Raw genomic sequence first — 18,391 nt, 5'->3', positions numbered from 1 at the left:
TTTCTGGCGGCTTTGGGCCGCCTTTTTTTATATGACGTCTATGTTCAAACTCGTTTCCAAATTTAGTCCGGCGGGCGATCAGCCCAAAGCCATTGACGCTCTTACCAAAGGCGTATTAGCCGGCAAGACGCGGCAAACGTTACTCGGGGTAACCGGGTCGGGCAAAACATTTACAATGGCAAACGTTATTGCCCGTTTGAATAAACCCACACTTATTTTATCACCCAACAAAGTATTAGCCGCGCAGTTATATGCCGAGTTTAAGCAGTTCTTTCCGGAAAATGCCGTAGAGTATTTTATTTCGTATTACGATTATTACCAGCCCGAAGCGTACATCCCGCAGACGGATACTTATATTGAAAAAGATTCCGCCGTCAACGAACATATTGATAAGTTGCGTTTGAAAGCAACGACTTCGCTTACGTCGCGCAAAGATGTAATTGTGGTGGCATCGGTGTCGTGCATTTACAACATCGGCTCGCCGGACAGTTTCCGCGAAATGCGTATTTACGTCAAACAAGGTATGGAAATGACGCGCGCGCAACTATCGGGCTATCTGATTAAAATTCAATATCACCGTGATGAAATGGAATTTACGTCGGGGCAATTTCGCACTCGCGGCCCGAATATAGATGTAATGACACCATATAGTCAAAACGCTATCCGTATTGAATTTGCCGGAAGGACGATTGCACATATTTACGAAATTCACCCCATTACGGGAAATATCATGGCCGAATTAAAAGAAGCGTGGATCTACCCTGCTAAACATTTTGTGGCGACGGATGAAGATACCCAAAACGCCATTGAACAAATCCGTGCCGATTTGCAAGTGCGCCACGCAGAACTGTTGGCCCAAGGCAAAGAAATGGAAGCCTACCGCATTAAACAACGCACCGAGTACGATTTGGAAATGCTGGAGCAGGCAGGGTTTTGCAGCGGTATAGAAAATTATTCGCGTTATATGGACGGGCGCAAACCCGGAGAACGGCCATCCACGTTAATAGATTATTTCAAACGCTATGATGATTTTTTGTTAATGGTGGACGAATCACACGTGGCCTTGCCGCAAGTGCGCGGTATGTTTAACGGAGACAGGGCCCGCAAAACCATGTTGGTAGATTTCGGTTTTCGCTTGCCGTCCGCATTAGATAATCGCCCGCTTAAATTTGAAGAATTTGAAAGTTTAATGCCCTCCACCGTGTTTGTGTCGGCTACGCCGGGCCCGTATGAACTGACCGTTTGCGGTAATAACATTGTGGAACAAGTAATTCGCCCCACCGGGCTCGTGGACCCGAAAGTGGAAGTACATCCCACCGCCGGGCAAATTGACCATTTGGTGGAAAAAATCAAGGAACATACCGCTAAAAACGAACGTACGCTAGTGCTGGCTTTAACGAAAAAAACCGCGGAAGATTTAAGTACCTATTTTACCGAACATAACATCAAAACGCGTTATTTGCACTCCGATATTGAAGCCTTGGACCGCGTGGAAATTTTGAAAGAATTTCGGCAGGGGAAATTTGATGTTCTTGTCGGTATTAACTTGCTGCGCGAAGGAATTGATATTCCGCAAGTGGGGCTGGTGGCGATTTTAGGTGCTGATAACGAAGGCTTTTTGCGTAACACTACCACGCTTATCCAAATTTCCGGCCGTGCGGCGCGTAATGCGGGCGGCGAAGTAATCTTATATGCCGACCGAAAAACCGATTCCATTAAATATGCCTTAACCGAAATGAACCGCCGCCGTGAATTGCAAGAAGCGTATAATAAAGAACATCACATTACGCCTAAAACCATTCAAAAAGCGGAAGTGGAACTGAAAGAATTTGAACAACAAACTAAAACAAGTGCTTTCGGTATTTTGGCAGATTCGCTACCGGTGCCGACGGCCAAAAACATTAAAGCGGTGGAAAAAGATATTGAAGCGCAAATGCGCCAAGCCGCCGACGCACTTAACTTTGAACTGGCCGCCGAACTGCGCGACCGTTTGTTTGAACTAAGACAAATGAAATTAAAATAAGGAAGATTTATGCAAGATACATTAACCGTACAATCAGTAACAAAAGTGATCGGGCTGGAAAGTATAGACAGCACGCAAAATTTAGCCAAAGAACTTGCTTTGTCCGGCGAGCCGGAAGGCACGATGGTGCTTTCCTGCAGCCAAACAGCGGGACGCGGCCGGTATGAACGGAGTTTTGACTCCGGCGAGGGCGGGGTATATTTCACTTTGATTTTGCGTCCGCAAAAACCTGCCGCGTGTAATGCGTCACTCAGCGTGCGCGTCGGCGAGGCCGTCGCCCAAACTTTAACGGACATGTTTGGTTTCAAAACGAAAATTAAAGAGCCCAACGATGTGCTCGTGTGGGATAATGCGGCCCGCAAATGGAAAAAGATTTGCGGTATTTTAATAGAAACTTCCGCCGGAGAATGTGCCGATCACTGGATGTTGGTGGGCGTTGGAGTGAACGTCAACAACCGCTTGCCCGCTTCGTTAAAAGACAGTGCGGTCAGCGTTAAACAACTGGTGGGCGAAGAAGTCCTTAAAGAAATTTTCTTGGAAGAACTTTTAGAAAATTTCTGGCGCGAATATGCGTGTTGGCTGGCTTCGGTGCGGTAAAATTAGTTTAAGATAAAATACTTTCCGGCATTGAATCCGTATTGTTGCCCGAAAGCGATGTCTTCTCTACCTAAACTTTGGCAGATTTGTTTGGCCAGATTGTTTTTGTGAATAGCATCTGCGACGTGGCAATAAAACTTTCCGGAATTTCCATAATTTCCCTTATTTTCTAAATCAATTTCAAAAGCGGGAAGATTTGGGCTGGATGCTATAGCCCCGCAAGCACGTTTTTCAAAGCAGGCATAGGAATATTTGTTTTCAAATAAGGGGTTGGGCCACGTTCCTATGAGATTGCTTGAAATTTCTATATCTAATTCATTGATATCGTTTGTATAATCGCCGGTGGCCATAAAATACACTTCTTGTGCATTGGCAATAGCGCGCACCATATTCATGGCTTCCGTTGCTCGGCTTTTGCATACTGCTTTTTGGTATTGCGGCAAGGCCACACCGGCTAAAATGCCGATAATCAAAACAACTACTAATAGTTCAATAAGCGTAAATGCTTGTTTGTTCTTCATATTGTTTGCTCCTTTGTTGTTTTTTACCGTCCCTTTATTATCGTTTTTTTTTTTGATTTGTCAAGAGCGATTTAGTAAGCCTGTAAATTTACGACAATAACAACAAAAAACCCGCGAAAAACTCGCGGGCTTTTTTTAAGTAAAGATTAGTTTTAGTCGCCGATGGCGCGTTTGACTTTGGCAATAAAGTCTTTCAGCACAAACGGTTTGGCGCAAAAGCCTTTAACTTGCGGATACGGCATGAACATTTTTTCCGATTCCAACAAGGCTGACGACACAATAACCGGAGTGGACGATAAAATTTCGTCTTCGTGCATAATGCGCACAATGCTCGCACCGTCTAATCCGGGGAGCATTACATCTAAAATCACTAAATGCGGCATGACTTGTTTCATCATGGCAATAGCGTCACGTCCGCTTTGGCAGGTATATACATCATACCCGGCGCGTACCAACACAATGCGTAGGAGTTCTACGATAGCGGGTTCATCTTCCACAATTAAAATTTTCTTTTTCATAGTTTTCGTTTCCTTTGTTCTCTTATTATTTATTATACTTTTTTATATGACAAAAAAAAGTTTTAATGCATCTGTATTGCCCAAAATGCGTGCTTTTTGTGCACGGCTTATCAACCAAAAAGATGCGGTTCTCGTCGGCTTTAGCGGCGGGGCGGACTCTGTTTGCCTGTTGCATTTTTTGAATTATCTGTCCCGCGAAAAACATTTCCGGTTAGCGGCTGTGCACATCAATCACGGCTTGCGCGGGCGCGCGGCTACGGCAGATGCCGCCTTTTGTAAACAGTTTTGCGCCGCCCATCACATTGAATTTTTTGTAGAAAAAGCCGATGTGAAAAAAATTGCACGTGAGTATAATTTGTCCCCCGAACACGCCGCGCGTAAAGCGCGTTATCAAAAATTGTCGCAAGTGGCTCGCAAATGGGGGGCCACCAAACTGGCGCTGGGTCACCATTTGGACGATCACGTTGAAACCATTTTGCTTAATCTCTTGCGCGGCACGAAAGCCAAAGGGCTAACGGGAATTCCGGTGCGCCGTCCGTTAACTTCGTCGGTAGAAATCGTCCGGCCTTTGCTCTGTATCACGCGCGAAGAAACGGAAACCTATGTTAAACAGAATGGTCTTTCCTATGTTACCGACCAAACCAACTTTGATGATAAATTCACCCGCAACTGGGTGCGCGGTACGTTACTGCCGTTGTTGGAAACCAAGCAACCGCAAATCAAACAGCATTTAGCGCAAATGGCTCAGGAAATTGCCCGCCTAATTTGATACCATATAAATATGGCTAGTATCGTGTTAGAAGAATCCCGTAAATTGGGTATCAAAATTACAGGGCTTACTTTCCGCTCGCAAGAAGTTGAGCCGGGGTTTGTCTTTTTTGCGCTCAAAGGGGCTAATGTGGACGGTAACCGCTTTATTGCACAAGCCGTTCAAAACGGGGCCGCTCTTATTGTTTCCGCACAAGAGCAAGCGTTATCTGTTCCGTTTTTGCTCTCGCACGATATAGATAAAGATATGGCCGATGCCGCTTATGAATTTTACGGCCGTCCGTCGGATTCTTTGGGAATGATCGGCGTAACCGGCACAAAAGGTAAGACGTCAATTGCGTATCTTTTGGAAAGTATTTTAACACAAGCCGGACGTAAGGTCGGTGCGTTGGGAACGGTTAGTTACCGCATTGCGGGACGCAAAATTTGCGACGCGCCCAACACCACACCCGCCGCATTAGTATTATTCAAATTGCTGGCGCAAATGAAAGCGGAAAATTGCCAAAACGTTGTGATGGAAGTGTCTTCCCATGCGTTGGAACTCCAGCGGGTACGGCATATTTGGTACGATACCGCTATCTTTACCAATTTGCAACGCGACCATTTAGATTTTCACCAAACGTTTGAAAACTATTTCAAGGCCAAAGTAAAACTGTTTGAAAATATCGCCGATACCAATAACCCTAAACCACACCGGGCCGCTATTATCAATATAGATGATCCGTACGGACAAAAATTAGCCGATATGTTGCAAGGCCGCGTGCGCGTGATTACTTTTGCGCAAGAAAACGCAGCCGATTTCCGTGCAACGAATATCCGCGAGTTTTTAACGCATACGGAATTTGAAGTTAACGGCCACAAAGCACGTATCAATTTATTAGGAAAGCACAATGTTTATAATGCGCTGGCCGCTTGGGCCGCGGCGGTTGCCAACAATATACCGGAAGAAGTAATTTTGAAAGGGCTGGCCGCACTGCCCGGAGTGCCGGGACGGATGGAACGAATTGCCGGCAAGCAAGATTTTTTTGCGTTTGTAGATTTTGCTTATACCGATGAATCATTGCAACGTGCTTTTGCCACGATTAAACCCTTTCAAAAAGGCAAAGTGTTTTTAGTGTTCGGGTGTGGCGGACAGCGTGATAGAACCAAACGCCCTTTAATGGGTAAAACCGCTTGTACCAATGCCGATTACGTTTTTCTGACAAACGATAACCCGCGTTGCGAAGATCCAAAACAGATTTTTAATGATATTTTAGCGGGTATGCAAGGTTGCACCAATTATGAAATCGTTCCCGACCGTGCCGAGGCCATCCGCCGCGCATTAACGGCTGCACATAAAGATGATATCGTCATTGTGGCGGGAAAGGGGCATGAAAATTACCAACTGGTCGGAACGGAGAAAAAGCACTTTTCCGATCAAGAAGAAATTTTAGATTTTTTGCGGGAGAAAAAATATGTTTAAATTAGCCGTATGGCAACATAAAAAAGCGGGGGTGCTCGGTTTGGGTAAAAGCGGGCGTGCGGTAGCCGAACTGCTTGCCGCGCATCATATCCCGGTGTTAATTAGCGAAGATGCCCCTGTGGCGCACGTTAAAACTTTTTCTCCCGGTATAGAAGTGGAGACCGGCGGGCACAGCGAAAAATTATTTGCCTGTGATTTTTGGATAAAAAGCCCCGGCATGTCGCCGCATTCCCCGGTACTTTTAGAAGCCCGCAAACGCCAAATTCCGGTATTTAGCGAGTTGGAAGTGGCGATTGCCTTTATGCCTAAAAAAGTACGCGTGTTTGCCGTTACCGGTACCAACGGGAAAACAACTACAACGGCATTGCTCGGTGAAATTTTGAAGGCAGATGCCGCCGAAAAATTGCCCAAGCGCAATGTGTTTGTTTGCGGCAATATCGGCAACCCGATTTCTCATATCGCGGATAAAGTACAACCCGGTGATGATATTGTGGTAGAAGTTTCCAGTTACCAATTAGAAGATAGTACCTATTTCCGTCCGCATGTGGCGTGTTTATTAAACATTACGCCGGATCATTTGGAACATCATGGCGGCATGCGCAACTATATCAAAGCCAAAGGCAAAATCTGCAAGAATCAACGCTCTAATGATATTTTTGTGGTCAACGGGGCGGATGTGTCGTGTGCCGAACTGGCCGAAAAAGCCAAAAGCCGGGTGCTTGCCTTTTCCACCTATCCCAAACATTTGCTTAAAACCAATGTGTTTTTTGACGGAGATGAACTGATTTTCAGCGAAGGGCAACAACTGCGTCCTCCGCAATTAAAAGGCATGCACAATATAGAAAATGCCATGGCGGCTGCGCTGATGGCTTTAAGTGCGGGCGTCATGTCGGATACGATACAACGCGTGTTTGATAATTTTAAGGCGATGGAACACCGCATTGAGCAATTTGCGTATCACCGCGGTGTTGTGTATGTTAATGATTCCAAAGCCACCAATTTAGATTCTACGATTACCGCCTTAAAAAGTTTTGATAAGTGTAATAATATCTGGCTGATTTTAGGCGGGCGCGATAAAGGCGCTTCGTATGAAATTCTGTTACCCTATTTGAAAGATTACTGCAAGCGCGTGTTAACTATCGGCGAAGCGATGGATAAAATCGAGCGCGAACTAAACGGCTATCCGGTGGTGCGTTGCGAAACGTTGGAAAACGCCGTGGACGCCGCCATGAAAAACGCGCAAAAAGGCGATATTGTGCTACTCTCTCCGGCGTGCGCTTCGTTCGACCAATTCAAAAGTTTTGAAGACCGCGGCCGTGTGTTTAAGCGCTTGGTGGACGCACGCATTTTCAAAGACCGCACTTCTTCTTCCAAAAAATAAGTCATAAAAGAAACGCAAATGTTTTGATTCGTTTTTGCTATACTTGTTAAAGGATATCCCTACTTATAAAAAGGAGCCCGGATATGAAAAATAATCAGGCATTCACGCTTATTGAATTATTAGTCGTTGTTCTTATTATCGGTATTTTATCAGCCGTCGCCTTACCGCAATACCAAAAAGCGGTTTGGAAAAGCCGCGCGGCACAACTTTTTACTTCGGTAAGAAGTTTGGCTACTGCCCAAGAAGCCTACCATATGGCCAACGGAACGTATGCTAATTCTTTTGAAGAATTATCTCTTGGCTTTGATAATTTGCAAAGCACCACCTCCCCTGTCGTTGGTGTAAGTACGTTGTCATCGGATGCTATACGCACCAACGAAAATATGGAGTTAAGTATTAACAATGCCGCTAATAGTTTTGTATTGAGTTCGGCATTTTTCAAAACGGGGCCTTATTTGGGTGCCGGGTTTATCTTTGTGCATGTAGATCCTACCAATACCCTGGATCAGAAAATTTATTGTGTAGAACGCACCAACTATGTAAGTACCGCCGGAAGTTTTTGCACGAAAGTATGGGGTACCAATGATTTGAAGTTAACGCAGTGGAGCGCACGCTATTACGAAATGAAATAGTTTTTCGCTAAAACTAAACCGCCCCGCTTTTGTATAAGCGGGGCGGTTTTTTTGTTGTTTCCAATACTATTTGCTAAAGGCCATACAACAATTTCCGAGCATGCAGTTTTTGCACGCGGATGACGGTTGATGTTCTTTCAAAGCCGCAAGTAATTTGCGGGCAAAGTCCGTCAGTGTCGGATCGCGCGCGCCGAGTACCAGCATAATGTCGCCCGGCTTTGCGGCGGCCGCCATTTCGGCCAGCAAATGTTCGCGGCACCCGTCGTAACTTACGTTCACGCCGCGTGCTTTTAATCCTTCATAAACAGTACGGCACGAAACACCCGGCGGGATTGTTCCGCCCGGATAATATACTTCGGTTAACCACAAGTGGTCATTGGGGCCGATGGAGCGCGCGAAACTTTCCACAAATTCATTTGTTAATAATTTAATGGAAGTGAACGCGTGCGGTTGATAAAACGCAAGTACCCGTTTGCCGCGTAAGTGTGCGGCGGCAATAGTAGCCGCGAGTTTATGCGGGTTGTGCGCAAAATCGTCCACCACTTCAATTTTGTTATAACTGCCGATACTTGCAAACCGGCGGGCAATTCCTTGGAATTTGTGCAAGGCTTTAGCGCACGTTTCCAAATCTACGCCTAACTCTAATGCGGCGGCTACTGCGGCGGTAGCGTTGGCCACGTTGTGAAGCCCCGGCACTTGCAAACGGAACGGTTGGCCTTTAATGGTAAAGTCCGAACCGAAACCGTCCACTTTAATTTCCGTGGGGTGAATGTCCCCGTAGGACATGCCAAAAGTTTTTGCGCCCGAAGAAATCGCTTGCAAATTGGGTTCTTCCGCATTGACGATAGCCGTTTTACAATGCGAAATAAATGCTTTGAAATATCCTTGTAAAATTTCAATTTCTTTATGGTCTTTTTGTAAGTTCAAACACAGCCCCAAATACGGTTTGTATTTGACGATAGACCCATCGCTTTCGTCGGCTTCAATGACGAGCAAATCGGAATCTCCTTTATATACATTTCCGAAAACGCCCTGCTCTTTTTGTAACGATAAAATAGCCGCACCCGTAATCACCGACGGTTGCAACCCGGCAAACGCTAAAATATCATATACCATGGCGGTGGTGGTACTCTTGCCGCTCGTGCCGGAAACGGCAATCGTGCGGTGCGTGGCTACGTGTTTAGCTAAAAGTTCCGAGCGGTGCATGGTGGGGATGTTGAGCGCCCGCGCTTTTTGAAGTTCGGGGTTATCTTCTTCAATGGCGGAAGACAAAATCACAAGTTCTGTTTTTTCATCAATACCGCTTCCGTCTTGCGGGAATAATTTGACGCCTAATTTTTTCAAATAATCCCACAAGGCCATATCGGTGTATCCTTTGCTGATCAACCGATCCGAGCCGGTTACTTCGTCGTTACCCATGGCGTGTAGTTGCGCAAGCGCGCTCATGCCTACTCCGCCGATTCCAATAAAATGAATTTTCATTTTTTAAGTTCCTTTAATTTGAATTTTGCATAGTCCGACATGGTATAAAATCCGCCTTCGCGCGCTACAAGCCACGCCGCGATTTCTAAGGCTGATTTAGCAAATAAATCGCGGTTGGTTGCTTTGTGCGTGAGGGTGATTTCATCGAATGGGGACGAAAATTGAATTTCGTGCGTACCGACTGTTTCTCCGATACGCTCATAAGTTACTTGCTCCGTCGGAAAATTCAACACATCGGCTAACCGTTTGGCGGTGCCGCTGGGAGCGTCTTTTTTATGAATGTGGTGAATTTCGTGCACACGCAGATTATATCCGTTATACATTTGCGCGGCTTGTTTGGCAAGTTGTGTAAAAAAGTAGACACTCAAACTGACGTTTGGAGCAAAAAATACCGGAATTTTTTCTTCCTGTTGCATTTGAAATAAAAATGTCGCCGGTAAATTAGTTGTTCCTGTTAAAAAGGGTTTATGATGATATTTGGCAAGGGCAAACGCTTCTTGAGCGCCTTGCGGAGTTGAAAAATCAATGACAATATCAAAATCGGTATTGATTTCCTGTCCGGCACTACGGGTGGCACTTACTGTTAAACCCAGTTGCGGGTTCTCGCCGATTAAACGCGCCAGTGCGCGGCCCATTTTGCCGTTGGCTCCGTTGATAAGTACTTTTTTCGGTTCGGTGTTCTTCATACAAAACGCTCCAACAATAATTCTACAATTTGCCGACCGTTCATAGCAGCACCTTTTAGTAAATTATCAAACGTAATAAAATAATGAATGATGTTTTCTTCTTCTACATCTTTGCGTAAGCGGCAGATAAATGTGGTTTCTTTGCCGCTGACTTCTTTAGGGGTAACGACGGCCGCGGAATAAGTTAAATGAGGAAATTGATTCCACGCATTTTTGATTTGTTCCAAATCGGCTTTTTTGTTTAACTTCACGCTTACGCCCAGCGAGTGGCAGTTTTCCACCCCCACGCGCACGGTATGACAATATACTTTTAAGTGGGGAATTTCCAAAATTTTGCGGCTTTCGTAAAGTCCTTTTAATTCCTCGCTCGTGTGTCCGTTGGGGAGTAATGAGCCGATAAGCGGTACGCAATTTTTTTCGTAATACGAACCGGGCGTATTGAAATCATCCAATAATTTTTTCCCGCCGCCGCTGATGGCTTGATACGAACAGAAAAATACTTCTTCAAAATCGTAAAATGGTTTTAAGGGTGCCAAACTCATCACCAAGCCTGTCGTCGTGCAGTTGGGGCTGGCAATCAGCGGCGTATCTTTGGTAATGGCGTGCGGGTTAATTTCCGGAATGACAAGCGGTACGCCGTCCGTCATGCGAAATTCGGACGACATATCTACGATAAATTTCACGCGGTTTTTGAGTGCGGGGGCTAATTCGCGGCTGACAGGATTGTCGGTGCATAATACCGCAATATCCAGCGCGGGAATTTCATCATTTCGTCCGAAAGTTTTGATTTCAAAAAGTTGTTTTACTTTTTGTAATTCGGCCAACATTTTTTGACCGACCATCCCGTTAATTCCGATAATACCTACTGTTTTCATACAGACCTCACTTAATCAGCCACGACGGGTTTGCCGTTTGAAATAACGTGTCTAAATGTTCTTTATGTGCGGCGGAAATTTCACCGAGCGGCAAACGTACGGTGGCAGAGCCAAATCCTAACTTTGCTAACATATATTTAATACATGTGGGGTTTGTTTCGGCATAGCAGGCTTTGATAAACGGATAAAGTTGCGCAAACAAGGCAAACGATTCTTTCGTCTTTCCCGCTTGAAATAACTGATAAATTTGCACGAAAGCCGGTGCAAACACGTTAGCCGCCGCGCTGATAATGCCCGAAGCGTTAATGGCCAAATATTGCGGAAATAAATCATCGTTTCCACACAAATAGTCTAAATTTTCAGTATAACTGACGGCCGTTTGCATGACGTGGGAAGCGTCGTAATCCGATTCTTTTATCCCTACGATTTGCGGCACATTGGCGAGCAAATCAGCCAGTACATTGTCCGGCAGTTTTAAGCCGGTGCGCCCGGGGATGTGGTATAAAATAATAGGCAACCCCACTTCGGCCACTGCCTGATAATGGGCAATTAGTCCGGCGGGATTGGGTTTATTATAATAAGGTGTAACCACCAAAACAGCGTCGGGATTGTATGGGGCAACGGCGCGCGTATTTTCTACGGCAACTTGCGTATTATTGGCTCCGGTGCCGATGATGATTTTGCATTTACCTGCCAAGCGCGGTACGCAAAAATCTAAAATTTGTTTTTTTTCATCCGCCGATAACGTCGGGGTTTCGGCGGTTGTGCCTAATAATACCACGCCGTCAATGTGCGCGGCGAGTTGGGCAGAAAGTAAATTTTCTAAGGCGGAGAAATCAATTTTCCCGTCGGGCAAAAAAGGCGTAGCCAATGCTGTAAAAATTCCATTAAACATAATCGTACCTATTATTAAAGAATAACTGCTCATATTTTAGCAATTTAATTGCTATAATTTAGATACTATTTTACAAAAGAGGAATTTTATGGCTGAAAACGAAAACGAAAAAAAAGAGGATACATTCTCTATCTTTGAAGATACCGATACCAGTTTGCCTACCGAACAGTGGGAGAAAAAGCTGAAAGAAAATGAAAAAACGGCAATTTTTACCAACGAGCCTGAGCCGCGTCATCCGTTACATTCGCGCAATATATGGTCCAGTTTAGTCTTGTTGACTTTTTTAATCTCGGCTTGTTGCGGGATATTTTTGGCGGTGCGCCCCGTTGAGAAATGCGAGACTGCTGCTCCTGTCAAAACGGAAGGAGAAAAAGAAGATAGCCCTTTGTTTACGGCTATTTCCAAGTCAAAATCGTCTAAACCGGGTATCGCCTGGATCAAAGTGCGCGGTGTTATTTCGCAAGATAATGATTCCGGTGCCTTTTCGCGCCCGTCAGGTGCGGGGGCTATTGCCAAACGCATTCGTCAAGCAGCAGAAGACAAAAACGTTAAAGCCATTGTGTTAGATATTAACTCCCCCGGCGGGACGGTGGCTTCCGTTCAAAACATTTATGATGAGTTGATAAAAGCCAAGGAACAAGGTAAAAAAATTGTGGCGCTTATGCGTGATGTGGCAGCCTCCGGCGGGTTTTATATTGCTATGGCGGCTGATAAAATCGTGGCCGAACCGGGTACGATTACCGGCTCGGTCGGTGTCATTATGCAAACAAGCAATGTAGAAGGTTTATTTGAAAAAATCGGTGTAAAAGTTATACCGATTACATCGGGCAAATACAAAGATATGGGTTCGTCTTTCCGTCCCATGACCGATGCCGAAAAAGCCTTATTGCAAGACATGGTAAACGATACGTACACCCAATTCTTTGCGGCTGTTAAAGCCGGACGTCCCAATGTAAAAGCGGAAGATTTAACGGAATATACCGACGGACGTGTGTTCACCGGGCAACGCGCCTTTAATTTAGGGTTTGTAGATAAACTCGGCGGCGAAGAGGAAGCCCGCAAACTGGCCGGAGAACTGGCCGGATTAACCGACCCGGAAATTATCAACCAACGCGGGGCGAACTTGCGTGAGTTTGTGTTCTCGCTCGGATCCAGTATGGAAAACCAAACTCTCGCCAAACAATTACAAACGCTTGCTACGCCCAGCGTATCGTATTTGTGGGTTAATTAACGGAGCGTTATGCATTTATTCAAATTATATTTTGATTATATGAACGATCCGGCAAAAGCGGTGCAAACGCTTTTACACGAACGTTCGTTTGCACTGGCGTGTGCGGGTTATTTTGTGGCCGCTTTAGGGTGGGTGTTGTTCTTTAATATCGGCGACGGATTATCCCCGGTTTCGTTAGTGGTTAAATTGGCCATTGTGTTTGCGGCCGAATTAACGGCCGGTTATTTTATCGCGTCGTTATGCGGATTGTTTTTAGATTTTTCCAACGTGCAAACGTCCCCCGCAAAATTGTTTGTACTGATTGGCTCTGCCGGATTTATTAAAAGCCTTTTGATTGCTTTTGCCCTTATTTCCGCGGCAGTACCTTCCGCGCATTTAGGGTGGCTGGCTCCGTTAGCCCTTTTAGGCGTGTTTGGCCTGCAACTGGGCTATTTGACGCGCGCGATTAAACGTGCCTATCACATTTCGTATAGCCGCGCTTTTGGGGCATGGGTGTTTACTGTTGTCCCGGTGATGGCGGTTGTCATGCTGACGGGTGTGTTTTTTGTATGGGCAATCATGTGGCTGTTCTCGTAAAATAGTTTGAGGAAAATAAAACGGCGCACTTAAAAAGTGCGCCGTTTTTTGTTTGAAATAAATTTTATTTTGCGTCCGGCCCCATGGCGGTTTTGACGTCTGCCCCCATCGGGGTAGGCATGCCTTGTGCATTGATGCATACAAGTGTTGTTTTGCCTTTGGTGCACAATTTGCCGTCTTGGTTTTTAATAGTGTTTTCAAATATAATTTTGATATCGGACGTTTCTAAAATTTTTGTATCTATCTCAATTACATCAGCGTAGCGGACGGGATATTTATATTCCACTTCTTGCCGCGCCACCACAAAGAATAATCCTTTTTTCATCAGGGCAGGTATGCTAAAACCTTTTTCTTGCATATATAAGGTGCGGGCTTCTTCAAAAAATTTTAAGTAGTTGCCGTAATAGACAACTCCGCCGCAATCCGTATCGTGATAAAAAATAGTTTTTTGCATAAAAATTCTCCGTTGCTACAAAATATCAATTAGATTTCATATAATAAATTATACTTGATTACGCGTAACAAAAAACCGCATTTACCAGTTATGTTAAAAACAGATGAAATTATTAAGCGGCTTAAAAACCCGCAACAATACCGTAAAGAGCAAGTGCAGCAGCAGGCACAAGATAATGCCTCGGTTCCACTTGAAAACAAACCGAAAAAACAGGCTAAACAAGGCCTGGAGGTTGTTTTGGGCGGCGCGGTGTTTTTGCTGGTGCTTGTAACGCTTTTCTTTTTAATTTTGTCTAAAAACCGGGCAGAAAATTTAACGGCCGCATTGGATCCTTCCCAACTGCAAGGGCTTATCGGACAAGAAGAATTTAATCCCAATACCGAAGTAACCTATGTGGAAATCCGCGAAGGGCAAAACCGCAACGTATCGGCGGCTAACTTGGGTTCTACGTTGCCTATTATCAGCCGTTTTAATTATAAAACAATGACGCCGAAAAATTACGAAATTATCGGTGCAGCCCCTTGGGCGTTGACAACTAACTTTGCCTCTAACTTGGACGATGCGGAAATGATCGGTTATCTGCTTTCTAATGACATTATGATCCAGGCATTTATTACCCGCCCGGATGTGGAGCCGTTACTTAATGATCCGCAATTATTGCTCGCCCTTACCGAAGATCAAGCCGGTATGGAAGAATTTTTTAATAACGAAACCGTAAAGGCCGTATTGGCTGATCCGCAACTGGTACGTACGGTAGCGGGTAGCCGGTTTATGAGTTATTTGCTTATCAGTAAAGCCGTTAAATACTATCGCGATCATCCGCAAGAGGCCGCTAACATTATCCGCCAACATCCGCAATTAGCCGCCTTGCGCCAAAATGAGGGCGTTGTAACTGCTGTAAAAGAAAACCCGTACTTAAAGAAAATTGCCGATATTTTGCTGGGCGCATCTGCGCAGTCTGCGGCGGCCAAACCGGCTGCCAAACCGACGACGACAACCCAGAAAACAACCCCCAAAAATACTAAAACTTCGCGTGCTTCAAAAAGCAAAACCAGAAAATAAAGTTGTGCGGGTTAAAATTTTTTGTTATAATATTTATGTCAGCAGTAACCGATTTTTTGCGGGCGTGGTTCAATGGTAGAACGCGACCTTGCCAAGGTTGAGACGAGAGTTCGATTCTCTTCGCCCGCTCCATTTAAAAACCCCGGGATTTATTCCCGGGGTTTTTTATGCACCATATTCCAGTCCAAAAGACCTATTTTTTCCTAGGCCCAAAAATCACTTGCATTGGGCCTAAATACCCTCGTTTTAACCCGTCAAATTCCCTACTATATAAGTAAGAAAACGCAGTAAAGGAGATTCTTATGAAAAAATTTTTAAGTTTAGTATTAGTAGCCTTAATCGTATCTGCGGTACAAGCCGCTCCGTCTTTTAGCACGATTCCTACCAATTCGCGCCGCCAAGAAATGGTGCAACGCTATGTGTCTAAACATTCGTTAGAATCCCGCTTCTGGGAAGCCGTAGATAAAGGGGATATCGCTTTTATTGATCAACTGGAAGATGCGGTGTTGCTTACCAAAACGGATAAATTCGGTAACAACTGCTTCCACCGTGCCAAAAACGCTGCTACGGTACAGGCCTTATCCGCCGCTATCCGCCGCATATATAAAGAACAAGCCCCGGGTATTTTACATGGTTTAATCAACCAGAAAAATAAAACGATGGACGAAACGCCGGCTCAAGCGCATTTAAGCGTAGGAAAAACGGATACCTTTGCCTTATTATTCGCCAGCGAAAAAGGTACTTTGCAAGCCAGTTCCGATTTGGCGGTGGCCATTTCTAAACTCCGCCCTACGATGCACTTAACCGGGCCGATTGCGATTTCTACTACGCTGGAAAAAGAACGTGTCCGTTCCCTGAGCCAAGATAAAGCGGGCCGCACCATCGCCCAAGTTGCTTTGGCCAACGCCAATCAACCCGGTATGGATAACGTGATCCGGTATTTCCAAGCCAACGCGCCCTACTTGTTCTAATTGAGATTTAATGTAAAAACACCCTGCTTTTCGGCAGGGTGTTTTTTGCTTGTGAACAAACTGTTATTTCGCGGGTGCTTTAGCGTGATTGTAATTTAAGAATTTAATGGAACTGGGCAAAATCACATCTTCCATTACGTCTAGCGCATACGAATCGGTCATGCCGGAAATGTAATCGGCGATAATCGTATCTAATTGGGTGACGTCTTGCTTATACACCTTTTGCATAGATTTCATGTAATTAGCAAAATTATGCGCGGTTTGTTTTCCTTCTTTTTCATAGCCGTCATAATCAAATTGATACCGGCCGAAAATGTGGCGGAAATACGTAAATAAATCGGCGATACACTTGCAAATCGTTTCCTTGCGTTGGCGCATTTGTTCGTTATCGTAAATGCGTTTGTAATTAAATACCCGCAATTTGGATAATAAATCAAACTTTTCATCCGAAAATCCGATACAATCTTTATCTTTGGAATGATTGATTAAATCTAAAGTAAGCGTATTGATGATTTCCCCGTTTTTCTCACCGAGTTCTTCGCGCACGTCTTGCGGGATATCTTCTAATGTAATTAAATCGGCCTTGATAGCGTCCTCAATGTCGCGTCCCAAATAGGCGATTTTGTCCGATAACCGTACAATACATCCTTCATAAGTAGAAGGCATTTGATTGCGCCCGAAGATTTTTTCCAAATCATTGGGGGTTTTGCCGGGGCGAAGTTGGTTATTATCATAATCTTCTCCGCAATGGCAGATGATACCGTCTTTGACCGCAAAAGTAAGATTTAATCCTTCCCCATAGTTGGCTAAATGCTCTACCACGCGGTAACTGTTCACTTCATGTAAAAACGGTTTATGGCCTTTGGGCAAACACATATTGATGGCCCGTTCTCCTTCGTGCCCAAACGGTGCATGACCGATATCGTGCCCGAGTCCGATAGCATACGCCATATCTTCGCTTAAGTCCCAATTTCCGCTTTTATTAAGCCCGCGGCAAATGGTGGCGGCAATCGTGGCCACGTGTAAAACGTGTTCAATGCGGGTGCAAATGTGGTCGTTATCGGGGGCAAAGAACACTTGCGTTTTATGTTTCAGCCGCCGAAACGGTAACGAGTGAATAATTTTCGTTTGGTCTCTAAAATACTCCCCGCGCAAATCGGACGTTAGCGGGTGGGTGCGGCGCGTATAAATTTCATCGGAAAACGGATTTTTAATCATAAAATTATGATACCATATATAAGAAGTCGCCCGCTACAATACAAGGAGAATTTTATGATACGCGCCCTTTATGCAGGCAGTTTTGATCCCGTTACGAACGGACATTTGGATATTATTACCCGCGCCGCTAAACTTTTTGGCGGGTTAACCGTGCTTGTTATGCAAAATACGAATAAAACATCGTTGTTTTCCTTACAAGAGCGGGTGGAACTGTTACGCCAAGTAACGGCTAATATCCCCGGGGTATGCGTAGAAACGGCAGACGGATTATTAGCCGACTATGCCCGTCAACATAACGTACAGATTTTAGTACGCGGGGTGCGCGGGCCGCAAGACATAGAGCCGGAACTCGCCGCGGCGCACTTTAATTCCCGATTCTATCCCGGGTTGGAAACCGTCTTTTTGCCGACTTCTCTGACGTGGAAATACGTTAGTTCGTCCTTGGTAAAAGAAGCCGCTGGGGCCGGGGGGGATATCTCTTCTTTTGTGCCGCAAGTGGTGGCCAAAGCGGTAAAAAGCAAGTTGGGCTAACGCTTAATCTGTCGTCGTAAAATCATAAAAACTTGCACAAGGCTTGTGGTTTTTGGTACAATAAATACGGAGCTAGTGATAAGGAGTATTTTATGTACTGTAGCCGTTTCAAGCGGAAGTACCAGTGCAAGCCCAAGCCGTACAGTAGTCGGCTTAAAGGGGCGGAATTACTGTTTCCTTTTTATCAGCCCATAGTGTTTTTAATACAAGATAGTTTTATAAATAAGTGCCTATTTCTAACTAGGCCCAAAAGACAAGAAAAATTAGGTCTTTTGGGCCTAGTTTTTTATGTGCTTTTTCGCAATAATATAAGAAAGGAGATCTTATGAGATCGTTAATCGCCGGATGTTTGAGTATTTGTCTACTCGTCAGCAGCGTGTCCCCTGCAATGGCGCAGGCGGTGACCGTTCCTGTTGAGATAGGCCGCGCTTTGGTAACGAGTGCCAATACCGGAAAATATGTAGCGGAAAGTTTAAAAGCCATCACCGAAATATACCAAGGGGCGTAT

Annotated in this window: 20 protein-coding genes and 1 tRNA gene; 13 read left to right on the top strand and 8 right to left on the bottom strand. The window is 45.0% G+C overall.

Going from position 1 to position 18,391, the window contains the following annotated elements; all coding sequences use genetic code 11:
* Nucleotides 1–31 precede the first annotated feature (31 nt).
* Nucleotides 32–2,023: an excinuclease ABC subunit UvrB gene (gene uvrB / locus ACQY3H_RS03340; RefSeq protein ID WP_428074859.1), complete on the top strand. Its 1,992-nt coding sequence runs from the start codon at nt 32–34 to the stop codon at nt 2,021–2,023.
* A 9-nt stretch (nt 2,024–2,032) separates the two neighbouring features.
* The gene (locus tag ACQY3H_RS03335) at nt 2,033–2,620 is read left to right on the top strand and encodes a biotin--[acetyl-CoA-carboxylase] ligase (RefSeq protein WP_428074857.1); all 588 of its coding nucleotides are present in this window, start codon (nt 2,033–2,035) and stop codon (nt 2,618–2,620) included.
* Between the two features lie 2 nt (nt 2,621–2,622).
* On the opposite strand, the gene ACQY3H_RS03330 is transcribed toward ACQY3H_RS03335, so the two are convergent.
* Nucleotides 2,623–3,141, bottom strand: coding sequence for a type IV pilin protein (locus tag ACQY3H_RS03330; protein ID WP_428074855.1), 519 nt, complete (start codon nt 3,139–3,141; stop codon nt 2,623–2,625).
* 152 nt (nt 3,142–3,293) lie between these two features.
* Complete coding sequence (locus ACQY3H_RS03325; RefSeq protein ID WP_428074853.1) at nt 3,294–3,659, bottom strand: response regulator transcription factor; 366 nt, start codon at nt 3,657–3,659, stop codon at nt 3,294–3,296.
* Between the two features lie 46 nt (nt 3,660–3,705).
* Between ACQY3H_RS03325 and tilS the strand changes: the two genes are divergently transcribed.
* The 4 genes from tilS to ACQY3H_RS03305 all read left to right on the top strand — a co-directional run bounded on the left by tilS (nt 3,706) and on the right by ACQY3H_RS03305 (nt 7,902).
* Complete coding sequence (gene tilS, locus ACQY3H_RS03320) at nt 3,706–4,428, top strand: tRNA lysidine(34) synthetase TilS (protein ID WP_428074851.1); 723 nt, start codon at nt 3,706–3,708, stop codon at nt 4,426–4,428.
* A gap of 12 nt (nt 4,429–4,440) precedes the next feature.
* Entirely contained in the window at nt 4,441–5,889 is a 1,449-nt protein-coding gene (locus ACQY3H_RS03315; protein WP_428074849.1) for a UDP-N-acetylmuramoyl-L-alanyl-D-glutamate--2,6-diaminopimelate ligase, read from the top strand.
* The gene (gene murD, locus ACQY3H_RS03310) at nt 5,882–7,270 is read left to right on the top strand and encodes a UDP-N-acetylmuramoyl-L-alanine--D-glutamate ligase (RefSeq protein WP_428074847.1); all 1,389 of its coding nucleotides are present in this window, start codon (nt 5,882–5,884) and stop codon (nt 7,268–7,270) included. The genes ACQY3H_RS03315 and murD overlap by 8 nt, the downstream gene beginning before the upstream one ends.
* An 83-nt stretch (nt 7,271–7,353) precedes the next feature.
* The gene (locus ACQY3H_RS03305; RefSeq protein WP_428074845.1) at nt 7,354–7,902 is read left to right on the top strand and encodes a type IV pilin protein; all 549 of its coding nucleotides are present in this window, start codon (nt 7,354–7,356) and stop codon (nt 7,900–7,902) included.
* Between the two features lie 66 nt (nt 7,903–7,968).
* Here the strand turns inward: ACQY3H_RS03305 and ACQY3H_RS03300 are convergent, their stop codons facing one another.
* From ACQY3H_RS03300 to dapA, 4 genes are read right to left on the bottom strand one after another with little or no spacing between them, the layout of a single operon-like run.
* Nucleotides 7,969–9,384, bottom strand: a complete 1,416-nt coding sequence (locus ACQY3H_RS03300) for a UDP-N-acetylmuramate--L-alanine ligase (protein ID WP_428074843.1) — start codon at nt 9,382–9,384, stop codon at nt 7,969–7,971.
* The gene (locus ACQY3H_RS03295) at nt 9,381–10,070 is read right to left on the bottom strand and encodes a 4-hydroxy-tetrahydrodipicolinate reductase (RefSeq protein WP_428074841.1); all 690 of its coding nucleotides are present in this window, start codon (nt 10,068–10,070) and stop codon (nt 9,381–9,383) included. The genes ACQY3H_RS03300 and ACQY3H_RS03295 overlap by 4 nt, the downstream gene beginning before the upstream one ends.
* A complete protein-coding gene (locus ACQY3H_RS03290) occupies nt 10,067–10,945 on the bottom strand; it encodes an aspartate-semialdehyde dehydrogenase (protein WP_428074839.1) in 879 nt (292 codons plus the stop codon). Before ACQY3H_RS03290 ends, ACQY3H_RS03295 begins: the two co-directional genes overlap by 4 nt.
* A gap of 7 nt (nt 10,946–10,952) precedes the next feature.
* Nucleotides 10,953–11,873, bottom strand: coding sequence for a 4-hydroxy-tetrahydrodipicolinate synthase (gene dapA / locus ACQY3H_RS03285; RefSeq protein ID WP_428074837.1), 921 nt, complete (start codon nt 11,871–11,873; stop codon nt 10,953–10,955).
* A gap of 55 nt (nt 11,874–11,928) precedes the next feature.
* Between dapA and sppA the strand changes: the two genes are divergently transcribed.
* Together sppA and ACQY3H_RS03275 are read left to right on the top strand one after the other, a co-directional pair.
* Nucleotides 11,929–13,071, top strand: coding sequence for a signal peptide peptidase SppA (gene sppA, locus ACQY3H_RS03280; RefSeq protein WP_428074835.1), 1,143 nt, complete (start codon nt 11,929–11,931; stop codon nt 13,069–13,071).
* 39 nt (nt 13,072–13,110) lie between these two features.
* On the top strand, nt 13,111–13,647 hold the full coding sequence (locus ACQY3H_RS03275; protein ID WP_428074833.1) for a hypothetical protein: 537 nt from the start codon (nt 13,111–13,113) through the stop codon (nt 13,645–13,647).
* A gap of 64 nt (nt 13,648–13,711) precedes the next feature.
* Here ACQY3H_RS03275 and ACQY3H_RS03270 read toward each other — a convergent pair whose 3' ends face one another.
* On the bottom strand, nt 13,712–14,101 hold the full coding sequence (locus tag ACQY3H_RS03270) for an acyl-CoA thioesterase (protein WP_428074831.1): 390 nt from the start codon (nt 14,099–14,101) through the stop codon (nt 13,712–13,714).
* Between the two features lie 90 nt (nt 14,102–14,191).
* Between ACQY3H_RS03270 and ACQY3H_RS03265 the strand changes: the two genes are divergently transcribed.
* The 3 genes from ACQY3H_RS03265 (at nt 14,192) to ACQY3H_RS03255 (ending at nt 16,134) form a co-directional block, all read left to right on the top strand.
* Nucleotides 14,192–15,163 carry a hypothetical protein gene (locus ACQY3H_RS03265; RefSeq protein WP_428074829.1) on the top strand — a complete coding sequence of 324 codons (972 nt, stop codon included), beginning with the start codon at nt 14,192–14,194 and terminating at the stop codon, nt 15,161–15,163.
* A 58-nt stretch (nt 15,164–15,221) separates the two neighbouring features.
* A tRNA-Gly gene (locus tag ACQY3H_RS03260) sits at nt 15,222–15,295 on the top strand.
* Nucleotides 15,296–15,465: 170 nt separating this feature from the next.
* A complete protein-coding gene (locus tag ACQY3H_RS03255; protein WP_428074827.1) occupies nt 15,466–16,134 on the top strand; it encodes a hypothetical protein in 669 nt (222 codons plus the stop codon).
* Between the two features lie 63 nt (nt 16,135–16,197).
* Here the strand turns inward: ACQY3H_RS03255 and ACQY3H_RS03250 are convergent, their stop codons facing one another.
* Nucleotides 16,198–17,352, bottom strand: a complete 1,155-nt coding sequence (locus ACQY3H_RS03250) for a deoxyguanosinetriphosphate triphosphohydrolase family protein (protein ID WP_428074825.1) — start codon at nt 17,350–17,352, stop codon at nt 16,198–16,200.
* Nucleotides 17,353–17,406: 54 nt separating this feature from the next.
* Between ACQY3H_RS03250 and coaD the strand changes: the two genes are divergently transcribed.
* Nucleotides 17,407–17,883: a pantetheine-phosphate adenylyltransferase gene (gene coaD, locus ACQY3H_RS03245; RefSeq protein ID WP_428074823.1), complete on the top strand. Its 477-nt coding sequence runs from the start codon at nt 17,407–17,409 to the stop codon at nt 17,881–17,883.
* Between the two features lie 325 nt (nt 17,884–18,208).
* Nucleotides 18,209–18,391 (top strand): hypothetical protein (locus ACQY3H_RS03240; RefSeq protein ID WP_428074821.1); only part of this gene is annotated, 183 nt, incomplete at its 3' end.

The sequence above is a fragment of the Candidatus Avelusimicrobium luingense genome, from assembly GCF_902757105.1.
Taxonomy (GTDB): Bacteria; Elusimicrobiota; Elusimicrobia; order Elusimicrobiales; family Elusimicrobiaceae; genus Avelusimicrobium; species Avelusimicrobium luingense.
This window is presented reverse-complemented; position numbering and strand designations above follow the sequence as displayed.